We start from the raw sequence: 12896 nt of genomic DNA on the forward strand, positions 1-12896 counted from the left end.
ACGCCGCGGAACAAGGCTCGCGTGGCGGGGCGCGCCCTCTCCCGGGCGGGAGAGGGGGCCCGCGCCGCGTCCCGAGTGGCCGGAATGAGGTCTGAACCATGTCGCAGGTCGTGCAGTCCCGACGGCTCCGGGCGGTCGATATCGGCAAGCGCAAGGCCGAGGGGCGCAAGATCATCGCGCTCACCGCCTACCACGCCCACACGGCCGGCATCGTCGATCCCTATTGCGACTTCATCCTCGTGGGCGATTCCCTCGGCATGGTGATGCACGGGATGGAATCGACGATCCCCGTGACCCTGGAGATGATGATCCTCCAGGCCCAGGCGGTGATCCGCGGCACGCAGAAGGCGCTGGTCGTGGTCGACATGCCGTTCGGCTCCTACGAGGCGAGCCGGGAGCAGGCCTTCCTCAGCGCCTCCCGGGTTCTCAAGGAGACCGGCGCCGGCGCGATCAAGATGGAGGGCGGCGCCCATTTCGCCGAGACGGTGGCGTTCCTCGTCCAGCGCGGCGTGCCGGTGATGGGCCATATCGGCCTCACCCCGCAGGCGGTGAACACGATGGGCGGCTTCAAGGTCCAGGGCCGGGCCCCCGACGACGAGCGCCGCCTCCTGGAGGATGCCCGCGCCATCTCGGAGGCCGGCGCCTTCGCGATCGTGCTCGAGGGCATCGTCGAGCCGGTGGCGCGGGCGATCGCGACCTCCCCCCAGGTCACCGCCGCCACGATCGGCATCGGCGCCTCGGCGGTCTGCGACGGCCAGATCCTGGTGCTGGAGGACATGCTCGGCCTGTCCGAGCGCACGCCGAAATTCGTGCGCCAGTTCGGGAGCCTGCGGACCCACATCGAGGACGCCGTGAAAGCCTACGCGGACGAGGTCCGGGCCGGCCGGTTCCCGGCCGACGACCACACCTACGGTTAGGGCAGGGCGGCCCATGACGCGCATGATCGGACCGTGGAGGGCGCCCGCCGCGTGGCCTGTCCGCGCGCTCGCGGTCTGCGCCGCCCTTGCCGGATCCGGGCCGGCCCGCGCGCTGGAGAATCCGGCCTCGGCCTTCTGCGCGACGATGGGCGGGCAGACGATCCTCGCGAAGCTGCCCGATGGCGGCACGATCGGGCTCTGCGCCCTTCCGGGGCGGAAGATCGTCGAGGAATGGACGCTGTACCGGATGCTCCGCGGCGTGAAGCCGGCACCCGGCGCCGACCCGTTCCGCTAGCCCGGCCCGGTTCCCGAACAGTCTTCGTCCGTGTCCGTCAGGCCGGCCCGCGCATTCGCGGCGCGGCCCGGGGCGGCGCGATTGATTTCGGCGGCCCGACGATGCCACTCTCGAGGTCCGAGCTCTCTCAGGCGGGATCGACGACTCATGCAGCGGGCCCGATCGCGCCGGCGCCTCGTCGGCGCGTGCCTCGCCCTCGGCCTGATCGCGGCCGGGCCCGGAGCCGGATCCGCCGGGACGCTGACGCGGGCGCAGGTCGAGGCGCAGCTGCCGGCGCTGGAGGCGCTGGCGCGGCGGGCCGTCGACGCGGGCGCGGTGCCGGGCCTCGCGGTCGCGGTCGTCCTCGGCGACGAGACGCTCCTCCTGAAGGGATACGGCCTCAGGCAGGCCGGGAAGCCCGAGCCGGTCGGCCCCGACACGGTCTTCCAGATCGCCTCGCTGTCCAAGCCCGTCACCGCGACGATCGTGGCCGCCCTGGTGGGCGACGGGGTGGTCGACTGGGATTCGCGCGTCGCGGATCTCGATCCCGCCTTCCAGCTGCACGAGCCCTACCCGACCGCGCAGGTCACGGTGCGCGACTTCCTCAACCATCGCAGCGGCCTGCCGGGGACCGCCGGCGACGATCTGGAGGCGATCGGCTTCGGCCGCGACGCGATCCTGCACCGGCTGCGCCTCGCGCCGCCCGCCTCCAGCTTCCGCGCCGGCTACGCCTACAGCAATTTCGGCTTCACCGAGGGCGCGGTCGCCGCCGCGAAGCCGACCGGCCAGCCCTGGGAGGCGGTGGCCCGGGACCGGCTGTTCCGGCCGCTCGGGATGGCCGCCACCGGCACGACCCACGCGGATTTCCTCAGCCGGCCCGACCGCGCGGCGCTCCACGTCCGGGCCGGCGGCGTCTGGACCGCCAAGATCGAGCGCGATCCCGACGCGCAGGCACCGGCCGGCGGCGTCAGCAGCGATGTCCGCGACCTCTCCCGATGGCTGCGGCTCGTGATCGGCAAGGGCCGTTTCGAGGGCGCGCAGCGCGTCGCGGCCCCGGCCCTGGCGCAGACGCACGCCCCGCTCATGGCCCGCGGCCGCAACCCCGTGACCGGCGGCGCGTCCTTCTACGGCCTCGGCTGGAACGTCGAGTACGGCCGGCACGGCCTCGTCTGGGGCCACGCGGGCGCCTTCAGCGTCGGCGCGCAGACGCTCGTCTCGATCCATCCGGAGGCCGGTCTCGGGATCCTCGTCCTGACCAACGCCTTCCCGTCCGGCGTGCCGGAGGGGCTGGCCGACAGCTTCGCCGACCTCGTCTTCGACGGCCGCGTCGGCCGGGACTGGGTGACGGCCTGGGGCGCGGCCTACGAGAGCCTGTTCGCGCCGGGCATCGCCGCCGACAAGGCGGCCTACGGCACACCGCCGGCGCCGCCCGCCGCGCCCCTGGCGCTCTCGGCCTATGCCGGACGCTACGCCAACGCCTATGTCGGCGAGGCCGTGGTGGCGGAGGCGGACGGCGCCCTGACGCTGACGGTCGGCCCCGCGGGGGCGCGCCGCTACCCCCTCCGGCACTTCGACCGCGACCTCTTCCTCAGCTTCCCGGACGCCGAGGCGCCCGACCGCCCCTCCGCCGTCCGCTTCGCCATCGGCAGCGACGGCCGGGCCGCCGCCGTGACGGTGGACGCGCTCGACGCGAGCGGGCTCGGCACCCTGGCGCGGCGAGACTGACCGCCGTCACCCCGCCCGCCGCGACGGCAGCCGCAGGCCCGGGGCCGGGCGCTCCAGCAGCACCTCCCGGCGGAAGCGCACCAGCCGCGCCGGCCGGCCGGCGGCGCCGCTGGTCACGCTCTCGGTCTCCTCCACCAGCCCCTGCTGGGCCACGAGGCGCCGGAAGTTCTGCTTGTGCAGCTGCGTCCCCGACAGGGCCTCCACGGTCTTCTGCAGCTGCAGCAGGGTGAATTCCGGCGGCATCAGCTCGAACACCACCGGGCGGTACTTGATCTTGCCCCGGAGCCGGCCGATCGCGGTCGCGAGCACCCGCCGGTGGTCGAACGCCATGGGGACGCCGGTCGGGTCGTTCGGCAGGGCCGGGCCGGGATTGCCCCGCGCCTCCGGGATCAGCCCGGCCTCGAACAGCAGCTCGTAGCGCTCCAGGACGCGCTCCTCGTTCCACGTACCGCCGTTCATGCCGAAGGTCAGGCCGAGGCGGTCGAGGCGGCGGGTCCGGGTGGCGCAGTCCGCGGGCTCGGACGCCCATTCGGCGAGCCGCGCCTCGATGGCGTCGAGCTGGCGCGGGCGCCCCTGCCGGAAATCCTCGTAGGGCAGGTAGCGGTACCAGTTCTGCCACGCGGCCTCGGCGAGCCCCGCCGGCCGCTCCTCGCGGACGAGCGCCAGATAGGCCACCGAGAGCGAGTGCACCCCCGACAGGGTCGCCGTGCCGGAGCGGTCGCGGTCGCCGAAGGTGTAGAGCTGCTCCACGTAGCCGAGGCGCTGGTGCGTCTGCCGCTCCACCCAGGCGCGCAGGCCCCGCTCCAGCGTGGCGTGCTCGGGGACGAGGGGGCCGGCCGGCAGGCCGTCGCCGCGGCCGGGCGCCTGGTCGGGGACCCGGATCGTCAGGGCGCGCGGCTCCCCCTTGGTCGCGGCGACGATCACCGCGACGAGGCCTACGGAGGAGCGCTCCGGCGGGGCCTGCCCCCCGCGCGCGTCCGTCTGCGTCGCGGCACCCGTCATCGTTCCTCGACCGTCCGTCCCCCGGGATGCGCCGTAGCGGATCCCACCTATAGGGGGACAGGATCGCCGCGCGTCAACGCCGCCGTATGACGGAGCGGGGGGGGCCCGTCGACGCACCGCTGTCCACCCGCCGCTTGCCAACGCCGCGAGCCCTGCCCAAACAGGGGTCCGGGTAGGCTGGCACGGGACCGGCCGAGGCGGACCGAGCGACGACAGCGATGCCAGCGAGCGCGACTTCCCCCGCAGCTTCCCCCTCGACCCCGACCGGCAGCCGGGCCGTCGACCTGCGGCTCTACGGGCTCCTCGATGTCGGCGTCTGCGGCGCCGACGGGGCGCGGCTGGCGGAGCTCGGCGCCGAGGCGGTGGCGGGGGGCTGCACCCTGCTCCAGTACCGCGAGAAGTACATCGCCGATGCCCGCGCCGCCCTGGCGCGGATCCGGGCGATCCTGGCGGCGGTGGGCGGCCGCGTCCCGGTCCTCGTCAACGACCGCGTCGACCTCGCCCTCGCGGCCGGAGCCGACGGGGTGCATCTCGGCCAGGGCGACCTCCACCCGGCCGACGCCCGCCGGCTGCTGGGGGAGGGCGCGATCATCGGCCTCACCCTGAAGAAGCCCGCCCAGGCCGACGAATTGTACCGGCTGCCCGTCGACTACGCCTGCATCGGCGGCGTGTTCGCCACCACCAGCAAGGACAATCCCGACCCGCCGGTGGGCCTCGACGGCTTCGCCAGCATCGCCTTCCGCGCCCGCCTCGCCCGCGGAGCCGGCCTGCCGCTCGGCGCCATCGCGGGGATCGGGCTCGACAACGCCGCCGCGGTGGTCGCCGCGGGGGCGGACGGGGTCGCGGTGATCACCGCGCTGTTCGGCGCGGAGTCGGTGCGCCAGCGCGCCCGCGACCTGCGCGCGCGGATCGACGGCGCCCTGGCGGAGCGGGCCGGCGCCCGATGAGCGGCCCCGCGCCCATCGCGGTCACGATCGCGGGCTCGGATTCCGGCGGCGGCGCCGGCATCCAGGCGGATCTCAAGACCTTCTCGGCGCTGGGCGTCTACGGCGCCAGCGTGATCACGGCGCTGACCGCGCAGAACACGACGGGGGTCCAGGGTATCCACGACGTGCCGGCGGAGTTCGTCGCCCGGCAGATCGACAGCGTGTTCTCCGACCTCGCCGTGAGGGCGGTGAAGATCGGCATGCTGTCGCAGACCGCGGTGATCGCGGCGGTCGCCGACGGCCTGGCGCGCCACGCCGGGTCGATCCCGGTCGTCCTCGACCCGGTGATGGTCGCCACCAGCGGCGACCGGCTGATCACCGACGACGCCGTGGCGACGCTCCGCGAGCGGCTGCTCCCGCGGGCCGACCTGATCACCCCCAACCTGCCGGAGGCGGCGGTGCTCCTCGGCGAGCCCGTCGCCGCGGACGCGGCAGCGATCGTGGCCCAGGCGCGGCGGCTGGTCGCCCTCGGCGCCCGGGCGGTGCTGATCAAGGGCGGCCACGGCGCGGGGCGCGAGAGCATCGACCACCTCGTCACGGCGGACGGCACCCTGCGGACCCTGTCGGCGCCGCGGATCGCGACGCGCAACACCCACGGCACCGGCTGCACCCTCTCGGCGGCGGTGGCGGCGGGCCTCGCCCAGGGCTTGGCCCTGCCGGAGGCGGTGGCGGAGGCCAAGGCCTACCTCACGGCCGCCCTCGCGGCGGCGGACAGCCTCGCGGTCGGGACGGGGCACGGGCCGGTCCACCACTTCCACGCCGTCTGGACTTAGAGGCCGATCCGGCCGCCGCTTTCCGGTGCGCACGCCGCCGCGCACGCCGCCCGCCGCCTTGCAACCGGGCGTCGATTGCGTTTGAAGAAGCGCACGATCGTTCGGATAATGGAACGGTGCAGGCGGATCGGGGACGATGCAGGATCAGGCGGAACGGCCCGACCGGGCGCGCGGGCGCGACCTGCTGACCGGCGCGCAGGTGCTCTCCGGCCAGCTCGGCAAGACCATCCAGCGGCTGCGCAAGGCCTACAACCTGTCGCTCTCGGAACTCGCCGAGCAGTCCGGCGTGGCCAAGTCGATCATCAGCCAGATCGAGCGCAACGAGACCAACCCGACGCTGGCGACGATCTGGCGCCTGTCCCAGGCCCTCGACGTGTCGATCGAGCGGGTGTTGGCGGCCGGCGACGAGGAGCCGTTCATCGAGAAGACCTCCCGGGCCGACACGCCGATCCTCGTCTCCGAGGACGGGAAGGTGCGGCTGGCGATCATCGGCTGGCTCAAGACGATCGAGTGGCTGCAATGGTACGAGGTCACGGCCGACCCGGGCGGCGTCCTCGACTCGGACCCGCACCAGCGCGGCTCGGTGGAGTCGCTCTCGGTCACCGAGGGGGCGTTCGAGGTCGAGATCGGCGGCGTCGTGCAGCGGGCGCGGGCCGGCGAGACCCTGCGCTACCGCTGCGACCGGCCCCACCTCGTGCGCTGCACGGACGGTCCGGCCCGGGCCACCATGGTGGTGATCATGAAGGCCGCCGTGATGGAGTGAGGCGGCCCGGTCGGCCCTCCGGCCCACCCTCGGCGCCCCGCGCGAGGGCGCGCACGCGGTAGTCGCGGGGGCTCAGGCCGTAGCGCTCCTTGAAGCGGCGGGAGAAGTGGGACTGGCTGAGGAAGCCGCAGCCATACGCCAAGGTCCCCAGCGGCATGTGGAGGCAGCCCGGATCGGCCAAGCGCTTGGCGGCCGCCTCGAGCCTGCGGTGCCAGATCCAGTCGGAGACGTGCCGGTCCTGCGCGCGGAACAAGGCCTGCAGCCGGCGCAGGGACACGCCGGCCGCGGCCGCGAGCCGGGGCGGGTCCAGGGTCGGATCGTGGAGATGGGCCTCGAGATAGGCCCGGGCGCGCTGCACCACGACGCTGTCCTGGACGGGCCGCTGCGCCTCCCGCGCGAGCCGCTCCGCGAGGCTGGCGACGATGAGGTCGAGCCCCGTGGAAACCATGCTCTCGGCCACCTGGGGCGTCAGCCGGTCGCCCAGGCTGAGCAGGTTGCCCAGGAACGACCGGGTCAGGGTCGCGGTCGGCAGATCGCCGCCGACAGTCACGCCGGCGAACAGGCGTGCGGAGCCCAGAGCCCTCTCCAGCCGCTCCCGCGGGATCCCGATGGCCAGCACCTCGCTGTAGCCGCTGTGCTCGATCGTCCAGGGTGTATTCGTATCCCGGATCGAGAAGTCGCCGACCCGATCCGTGCTCGACCGATCGTACTGATCCGCGCGGACCTGTCCCGAGAGCACGATGCTCATGAACAGGTGGTCGGTCTTGTGGTTTTCATGGCGAAGCGTGCGCGGCGTCGTGGCCGCCCGCAGGTTGCGCAGCGCGAATTTCGTGAAGACCAGGCCGCCGATACTGGCCCCCTCGATCGTCGCGTGAAAGGGCTCGTCGTTGAGACAAGTCTGCGCCATCGGAACCAGGCGATCTTCGCATATATCTCGCCAAAGGCGAAACTTGTCCTTCTCCAATACACCTTCAGTTGAGAACAGAGTCTGCATCGCGGCAGCCGTATGACCGCGATTGCTGCGAACCGCAACCGCGCCCCGTCCACGCACGCCGCCGCGGCGCCGCGGGACACGGATTGATCGGCAGGAAATCCCGCGCGCCCACGATGCACCGTCGGGCCCGTCCCATCACCCGTGGCGCCTGTCGGGCCGTGGAGCGGATCCGCGCGGCTGGCATTCGGAGGACGTTCCGTCGCGAGCGCCCCGCCCCGGCGGGGGCGTCGGCGCGGCCCGGCCGCGGGGCCGTCAGCGCCCGCTGTTCACCCAGCGCACCACGTCGGCCAGCACGATGCTCAGCGCCTGATCGAGGGCGCGGGCGCCGCTGCCGGCATCGATCTTGGACACCGGCACGCGGGCCGTGAAGATCCGCGCCGCCGCAACCCTGCCGGTGCCGTCGGCCACGAGCTTCAGCGACAGGTCGACCACCGCCTCGCCGGTCCCGGACTGCACGTCGAAGGCGCGGATCTCGCTGATCAGCTGGTAGTCGGCCACGACCTTGTCGCCGGGCCGGCTCACCGAGCGGAGCCGCCCGGAATTCTCCAGGCTCTGGATGAGCCGCGTCTGGATCAGGCGCGGCAGCCGGTCGGCCCACTGGCCGCCGCCCAGGAACGACAGGGCGCCGCCGTTCTCGCGGACGATGATCCGGTCGGCCTCGAAGGGCTGGATGCTCACCGGCTCCGAGACCGCGATCGAGCGGCCGGCCGCGATCGGCCGCCCCGCGGCCGGCAGCGCCGCGAGGTCGAAGGTGAGGGGCGCCGCGCCGCCGCAGCCGCCCAAGAGGGCGGCGAGCAGCGCGGCGGCGGCGATGTGGGACGAGCGGACCATACGCATGACCTGAAGGACCCCGCCGGCGAACGGCGGAGCTGTATAAGCTATGCGGTTAAAACTAATCCGCTGCGGCATCCGTGCCGTGCGCCGGGACACATCCGCCCGGCGACGCGGCATTTCACCGGCCACCGTTGTATTCAGGCAACGAAGGCTTGCCGCCGAAGATCACCTGGCTCGGGTCGCGCTCCAGGCTGCGCACCGTGCGGTTGAGGGTGCTCAGCGTCCGCTGCCCGTCGCCCGACAGGGCCTCGACCTCCCGGCGGCCGGTGCCGCTCAGCCGGCCGAAATTGGCCGAGATGCTGGCGGTGCGCTTGTCGAGGTTCTCCGACATGGTCCGGAACGCCTTGCCGGCGTCGCGCACCGAGATCGCCGCCGCGCGGATCTCCGTGAAGGTGCTGGAGCCCTCCTGGCCGGAGGCCGAGCCCAGGAAGCTCTGGGCGCCGTTCAGCACCGCGTCGATCTTGTCGGCCGAGGCGCTGAGCTTGCCGGCGAGCAGCCGGGCGTCGTGCAGGCCGGCCTCGATGTCGGGGCTGGCCTTGGACAGGGCGGCCGAGAAGCGGTCGGCGTTGTCGATCACCCGGCCGAGCTTGGCCCCGTCCACGGCCTTCACCAGCGCCGAGATGTTCGGGCCGGCATCGGCCAGCGTCTTCGAGAAGGTCTCGACATTGGTCAGCGACCGGTTGATCGCCCCCTCGTTGGCGGAGACCAGCCGGTCGAGGCGGGCCAGCATGTCGTCGGCCCGCTGCGCCACCTGGCGCGCCAGCGCCATCATGTCCTGCATGTCGGAGGAATCGGCGAAGATCGTCGGCGGCTCGCCGTTGGCCATCGGGGTCAGCACCGGCGCGTCGGCATTGCCGCCCGACAGGGAGATCACCGAGACGCCGGTGAGCATCGCCGAGTCGAGGCGGGCGCGGGTGTCGGCCCGGAGCGGGGTCGCGGGATCGACTTTGATCGTGGCGAGCACCCGGCGGGGATCCTGCGGGGCGAGGCGGATGTCGGTGACCTCGCCGACCTTGATGCCGTTGAAGTTCACGCTCGAGCCGCGCGACAAGCCCCCGACCGAGCCGGAGAAGACGATGCGGACGAGCTGGCTGACCTGCCGCGAGGAGCCGCCGGAGAGCCACAGCACGGTGCCGAAGCCCGCCAGGATGACGGCGATCGTGAAGGCCCCGATCAGGGCGTAGTTCGCGCGGGTTTCCATGCGCTCAACCTGCGGTTCTGGCCGGCGGAGATCCGGCCGGGCCTGGAGCCCCGGCTCCCGGAGGGGAGCAGGGCGGGATCTGGGTGGGACGGCGGCGATCGGGCATCGGGTCAGGCACGGGAGCAGGCACGGGATCAGGCATGGGATCAGGCATGGGCCGAGGCGCCCCCCGTCGCGATGGTCCGGGCGCGCTTGCCGTGGAAGTACGAGCGCAGCCAGGGATGGTCGCTCGCCAGCATCTCGTCGATCGTGCCGGCGGCGATGATCTGGCCGTCGCCGAGCGCCGCGATGCGGTCGCAGGCGGTGTAGAGGCTGTCGAGGTCGTGGGTGACCATGAAGACGGTCAGCCCCAGCGTCTCCTTGAGGGTCGAGACGAGGTCGTCGAACTCGCCCGCGCCGATCGGGTCGAGGCCCGAGGTCGGCTCGTCGAGGAACAGGATCTCGGGATCGAGCGCCAGGGAGCGGGCGAGCGCCGCGCGCTTGATCATGCCGCCCGACAATTCCGAGGGCAGCTTGTCGGCGGCGTCGGGCTTCAGGCCGACCATCTCGATCTTCAGCCGGGCGAACTCGTCGAGCAGGCGCTCGGACAGGTTCAGGTGCTCGCGCATCGGCACCTGGATGTTCTGCTTGACGGTGAGAGCCGAGAACAGGGCGCCCTGCTGGAACAGCACGCCCCAGCGCTGCTCCATCCGGCGCCGCTCCGCGTAGGTGAGCGCGTCGACGTCGCGGCCGAACACCTCGATGGTCCCGGCCCGCTTCGGGTTGAGGCCGAGGATCGTCCGGGTGAGCACCGACTTGCCCTGGCCCGAGGGCCCGACGAAGCCCAGGATCTCGCCGGCGCGGATGTCGAGGCTCAGGCCCTTCAGGATGTTGCGGTCGCGGAAGCCGACCACGAGGTCGCGCACGCGGATGATCGGGGCGGGGCCATTCGGCGAGGCGGTCATCGGGGCATTCATCGCGGCGGCCTCAGAAATCGATCGCGGCGAAGAACACCGCGAACAGGCCGTCGAGGACGATGACCATGAAGATGGACTTCACCACCGACGCGGTGACGTGACGGCCGAGCGATTCCGCGGAGCCCTCGACCGCGAAGCCCTCGATCGTGGCGATCACCCCGATCGTCAGCGCCATGAACGGCGCCTTGATCAGGCCGACCATGACGTGGTGGACGCCCACCGCCGCCTGGAGCCGGACCAGGAACTGGTCGAGGGTCAGGCCGCCGTAGAGCATCGCGGTGAGGCCGCCGCCGGCGAGCGCCGCGAGGTCGCCGATCAGCGTCAGCATCGGCAGGCCGATCATCAGCGCGAGCACCCGGGGCACGATCAGGATCTCGACGGGGTCGAGGCCCATGACCCGGAGCGCGTCGACCTCCTCGCGCATGCGCATGGAGCCGATCTCGGCGGTGATCGCCGAGCCGGAGCGGCCGGCGACCATGATCGAGGTGAGCAGCACGCCCATCTCGCGCAGGATCAGGAGGCCGATCAGGTTGACCACGAAGGTCTGGGCGCCGAAGCGCTGGAGCTGGAAGATGCCCTGCTGGGCGACGATGCCGCCCACGAGGAACGAGATCAGCACGATGATCGGCGTGCCGTTGAGCGCCACCTGCTGGATCTGGTTGATCAGGGCGTTGCCGCGGAACGTGCCGGGCCGCAGGGCGACGCGCCCGCAGGCGGCGATCAGCTCGCCCAGGAACGCGAGGGCGGTGACGAACTCGCGGCCGCCCTGCACGGTCCGGCGCCCGGTGGAGTCGAGCAGGCCGACGACCGGGCCGTGCCGCCGCGGCGGCGGCGCGTCCGGCTCGCGCAGCCGGACCTCGCCCAGCAGGGTGCGGTGCTCCGGGCGGGCGCCGAGATAGGTGAGGGCGCTGCCCGCCTGCTCGATCTCGGCGCGGGTCCGCTCCAGGACCCAGGCGCCGAGCGTGTCGAGGCGCTCGATCCCCGACAGGTCGACCGCCACCGGCCCGGCGCGGCCGGCCGCCGCGATGCGCGCGGCCGCGGCCTCGACGGTCGGGGCCTGGTCGGCGGTCCAGCGGCCGTCGAGCGCCAGGCGGCCGTCGGCCGACCGGTCCCGCAGCGCGGCGCCGGCCAAGGCGCCGGGAACAGTGCCCTCGCTCAGCAACACCCATACTCCTCGATCGAGGCACCACCCTGCCCGGCGGTTATGACGACATTACGGTTGACGATCCGTCTCCAACCTCACCCCCCGCGCGCGGCGGGACGCCAGGGCGAGGCCCAGGCCGGCGGCGGCGAGCGGCGCCATCAGCAGGAAGGCGAGGGGGCCGCCGGCCCGGTAGGCGACGCCGCTCCCCAGGGTCGCGACCACCGAGATCCCGGCATTGACCGCGCTGAGCGTGCCCTGCGCCCGGCCCCGCGCGCCGTCGGGGGCGTAGGCCGAGACCGCCGCCATGGCGCCGAGCTGGGTCGCCCCGAAGGTCAGGCCGTGGAGGCACTGGAGCGGCACCAGCGCGGCGAGATGGTCGCCGAGGAGGTACATGCCGATCGCCCGCAGGATCGCCGCGACGGCCCCGGCGCCGAGGAGCCGCACCGGGCCGCGCCAGGCGGCGGGCAGGGCGGGGAGGCCGGCGAACAGGGCGATCTCGGCCAGCACCCCGGTCGCCCAGAGCGCGCCGACCCAGGTCGGCGGGATGCCCTGGCCGGTCCAGTAGATGCTGCCGAACCCGTAGATCGCCCCGTGGCTCGCCTGGATCGCGGCCGCCGCGCCGATGCACAGCCAGAGCCGCCGCGGCAGCCGCGTCCGGCCGTCGCCCGCCGCCGACGGCGGCAGGGCCGCCACCGCGCGGCTGCGCCACGCCACCAGACCCGCGCCGAGGGCGAGGCCGGTCAGGAGCAGCGGCACGGCGAGCCGGCCGCCGAGCGCCGTCAGCAGCAGCCCGCCCGCGAGGTTCGCCAGCAGGAACGCGATGGAGCCCGCCATCCGGATCCGCGCGTAGGTCAGGCGGGCGTCTTGGCGCACGGCCGCGAGCGTCAGGTAGTCGATGCAGGGCACGAGCGGCGCGCCGGCGACCGCGTTGAGCACGATCAGCCCGGCCAGCAGCGGCCACCCGATCCCGGCCGCGGCGGGCATCAGCGCGTAGGTCAGGCTCAGGGCGAGGCTGCCGAGCAGGATCAGCCGCCGGGGCCCGAGGCCGCGGTCGAGGAGGCTCATCAGCGGCGCCGTGGCGGCGATCCGCGTGGCGATCGGCAGGGCGAGGAGGAGACCGATCACCCGGGCATCGAGCCCCAGGGCGTCGAGCCACAGGGGCATGAACGGCATCGCGATGCCGATCTCGGTGAACACCACGGCGTAGAGCAGCGACAGGCGCGCCGGGCCGGACGGGCGGGGCAAGGCGGGTCTCGACGAGCGGGGTGAGCAGGGAGGTGGGACCGGGACGGCGTCCGTAAGCGCCCGTTAAAGGCCCTCTGTCAAA

General features: G+C 73.4%; 13 protein-coding genes. 6 read left to right on the forward strand and 7 right to left on the reverse strand.

Features of this window, described 5'->3' with window-relative positions; translation table 11 throughout:
- Positions 1-98 precede the first annotated feature (98 nt).
- The 3 genes from panB (at position 99) to LXM90_RS13620 (ending at position 2916) form a co-directional block, all read left to right on the forward strand.
- Positions 99-917, forward strand: a complete 819-nt coding sequence (gene panB / locus LXM90_RS13610; protein ID WP_020092329.1) for a 3-methyl-2-oxobutanoate hydroxymethyltransferase — start codon at positions 99-101, stop codon at positions 915-917.
- Positions 918-930: 13 nt separating this feature from the next.
- A complete protein-coding gene (locus tag LXM90_RS13615; RefSeq protein WP_020092330.1) occupies positions 931-1212 on the forward strand; it encodes a DUF333 domain-containing protein in 282 nt (93 codons plus the stop codon).
- Positions 1213-1359: 147 nt separating this feature from the next.
- The gene (locus LXM90_RS13620; protein ID WP_020092331.1) at positions 1360-2916 is read left to right on the forward strand and encodes a serine hydrolase; all 1557 of its coding nucleotides are present in this window, start codon (positions 1360-1362) and stop codon (positions 2914-2916) included.
- 6 nt (positions 2917-2922) lie between these two features.
- Here LXM90_RS13620 and LXM90_RS13625 read toward each other — a convergent pair whose 3' ends face one another.
- On the reverse strand, positions 2923-3918 hold the full coding sequence (locus LXM90_RS13625; RefSeq protein WP_234082882.1) for an NUDIX hydrolase: 996 nt from the start codon (positions 3916-3918) through the stop codon (positions 2923-2925).
- 218 nt (positions 3919-4136) lie between these two features.
- Between LXM90_RS13625 and thiE the strand changes: the two genes are divergently transcribed.
- The 3 genes from thiE (at position 4137) to LXM90_RS13640 (ending at position 6440) form a co-directional block, all read left to right on the forward strand.
- Complete coding sequence (gene thiE / locus LXM90_RS13630) at positions 4137-4865, forward strand: thiamine phosphate synthase (protein ID WP_020092333.1); 729 nt, start codon at positions 4137-4139, stop codon at positions 4863-4865.
- Positions 4862-5677 carry a bifunctional hydroxymethylpyrimidine kinase/phosphomethylpyrimidine kinase gene (gene thiD, locus LXM90_RS13635; RefSeq protein WP_020092334.1) on the forward strand — a complete coding sequence of 272 codons (816 nt, stop codon included), beginning with the start codon at positions 4862-4864 and terminating at the stop codon, positions 5675-5677. Before thiE ends, thiD begins: the two co-directional genes overlap by 4 nt.
- Before the next feature lie 136 nt (positions 5678-5813).
- Positions 5814-6440, forward strand: a complete 627-nt coding sequence (locus tag LXM90_RS13640) for a helix-turn-helix domain-containing protein (RefSeq protein ID WP_020092335.1) — start codon at positions 5814-5816, stop codon at positions 6438-6440.
- Here LXM90_RS13640 and LXM90_RS13645 read toward each other — a convergent pair.
- From LXM90_RS13645 to LXM90_RS13670, 6 genes are all read right to left on the reverse strand, one after another.
- Complete coding sequence (locus LXM90_RS13645; RefSeq protein ID WP_042673838.1) at positions 6415-7434, reverse strand: helix-turn-helix domain-containing protein; 1020 nt, start codon at positions 7432-7434, stop codon at positions 6415-6417. The two genes, LXM90_RS13640 and LXM90_RS13645, sit on opposite strands and share 26 nt — an antisense overlap.
- Positions 7435-7686: 252 nt before the next feature.
- Complete coding sequence (locus LXM90_RS13650; RefSeq protein WP_020092337.1) at positions 7687-8265, reverse strand: ABC-type transport auxiliary lipoprotein family protein; 579 nt, start codon at positions 8263-8265, stop codon at positions 7687-7689.
- Positions 8266-8386: 121 nt separating this feature from the next.
- Positions 8387-9469: an MlaD family protein gene (locus tag LXM90_RS13655; RefSeq protein ID WP_020092338.1), complete on the reverse strand. Its 1083-nt coding sequence runs from the start codon at positions 9467-9469 to the stop codon at positions 8387-8389.
- A gap of 146 nt (positions 9470-9615) precedes the next feature.
- Entirely contained in the window at positions 9616-10425 is an 810-nt protein-coding gene (locus LXM90_RS13660) for an ABC transporter ATP-binding protein (RefSeq protein ID WP_020092339.1), read from the reverse strand.
- Between the two features lie 10 nt (positions 10426-10435).
- Entirely contained in the window at positions 10436-11590 is a 1155-nt protein-coding gene (locus LXM90_RS13665) for an ABC transporter permease (protein WP_026604795.1), read from the reverse strand.
- 48 nt (positions 11591-11638) lie between these two features.
- Positions 11639-12814, reverse strand: coding sequence for an MFS transporter (locus LXM90_RS13670; RefSeq protein WP_020092341.1), 1176 nt, complete (start codon positions 12812-12814; stop codon positions 11639-11641).
- Between the last annotated feature and the right edge of the window lie 82 nt (positions 12815-12896).

This window comes from Methylobacterium oryzae (genome assembly GCF_021398735.1).
In the GTDB taxonomy this organism is placed as follows: domain Bacteria; phylum Pseudomonadota; class Alphaproteobacteria; order Rhizobiales; family Beijerinckiaceae; genus Methylobacterium.

What these genes read in the sequence shown, in the direction of transcription:
- LXM90_RS13650 (WP_020092337.1), bottom strand. Translation starts at nt 8,265, where the DNA reads ATGGTCCGCTCGTCCCACATCGCCGCCGCCGCGCTGCTCGCCGCCCTC.
- LXM90_RS13615 (WP_020092330.1), top strand. Translation starts at nt 931, where the DNA reads ATGACGCGCATGATCGGACCGTGGAGGGCGCCCGCCGCGTGGCCTGTC.
- LXM90_RS13640 (WP_020092335.1), top strand. Translation starts at nt 5,814, where the DNA reads ATGCAGGATCAGGCGGAACGGCCCGACCGGGCGCGCGGGCGCGACCTG.
- LXM90_RS13620 (WP_020092331.1), top strand. Translation starts at nt 1,360, where the DNA reads ATGCAGCGGGCCCGATCGCGCCGGCGCCTCGTCGGCGCGTGCCTCGCC.
- thiD (WP_020092334.1), top strand. Translation starts at nt 4,862, where the DNA reads ATGAGCGGCCCCGCGCCCATCGCGGTCACGATCGCGGGCTCGGATTCC.
- panB (WP_020092329.1), top strand. Translation starts at nt 99, where the DNA reads ATGTCGCAGGTCGTGCAGTCCCGACGGCTCCGGGCGGTCGATATCGGC.
- LXM90_RS13660 (WP_020092339.1), bottom strand. Translation starts at nt 10,425, where the DNA reads ATGAATGCCCCGATGACCGCCTCGCCGAATGGCCCCGCCCCGATCATC.
- thiE (WP_020092333.1), top strand. Translation starts at nt 4,137, where the DNA reads ATGCCAGCGAGCGCGACTTCCCCCGCAGCTTCCCCCTCGACCCCGACC.
- LXM90_RS13655 (WP_020092338.1), bottom strand. Translation starts at nt 9,469, where the DNA reads ATGGAAACCCGCGCGAACTACGCCCTGATCGGGGCCTTCACGATCGCC.
- LXM90_RS13625 (WP_234082882.1), bottom strand. Translation starts at nt 3,918, where the DNA reads ATGACGGGTGCCGCGACGCAGACGGACGCGCGCGGGGGGCAGGCCCCG.
- LXM90_RS13645 (WP_042673838.1), bottom strand. Translation starts at nt 7,434, where the DNA reads ATGCAGACTCTGTTCTCAACTGAAGGTGTATTGGAGAAGGACAAGTTT.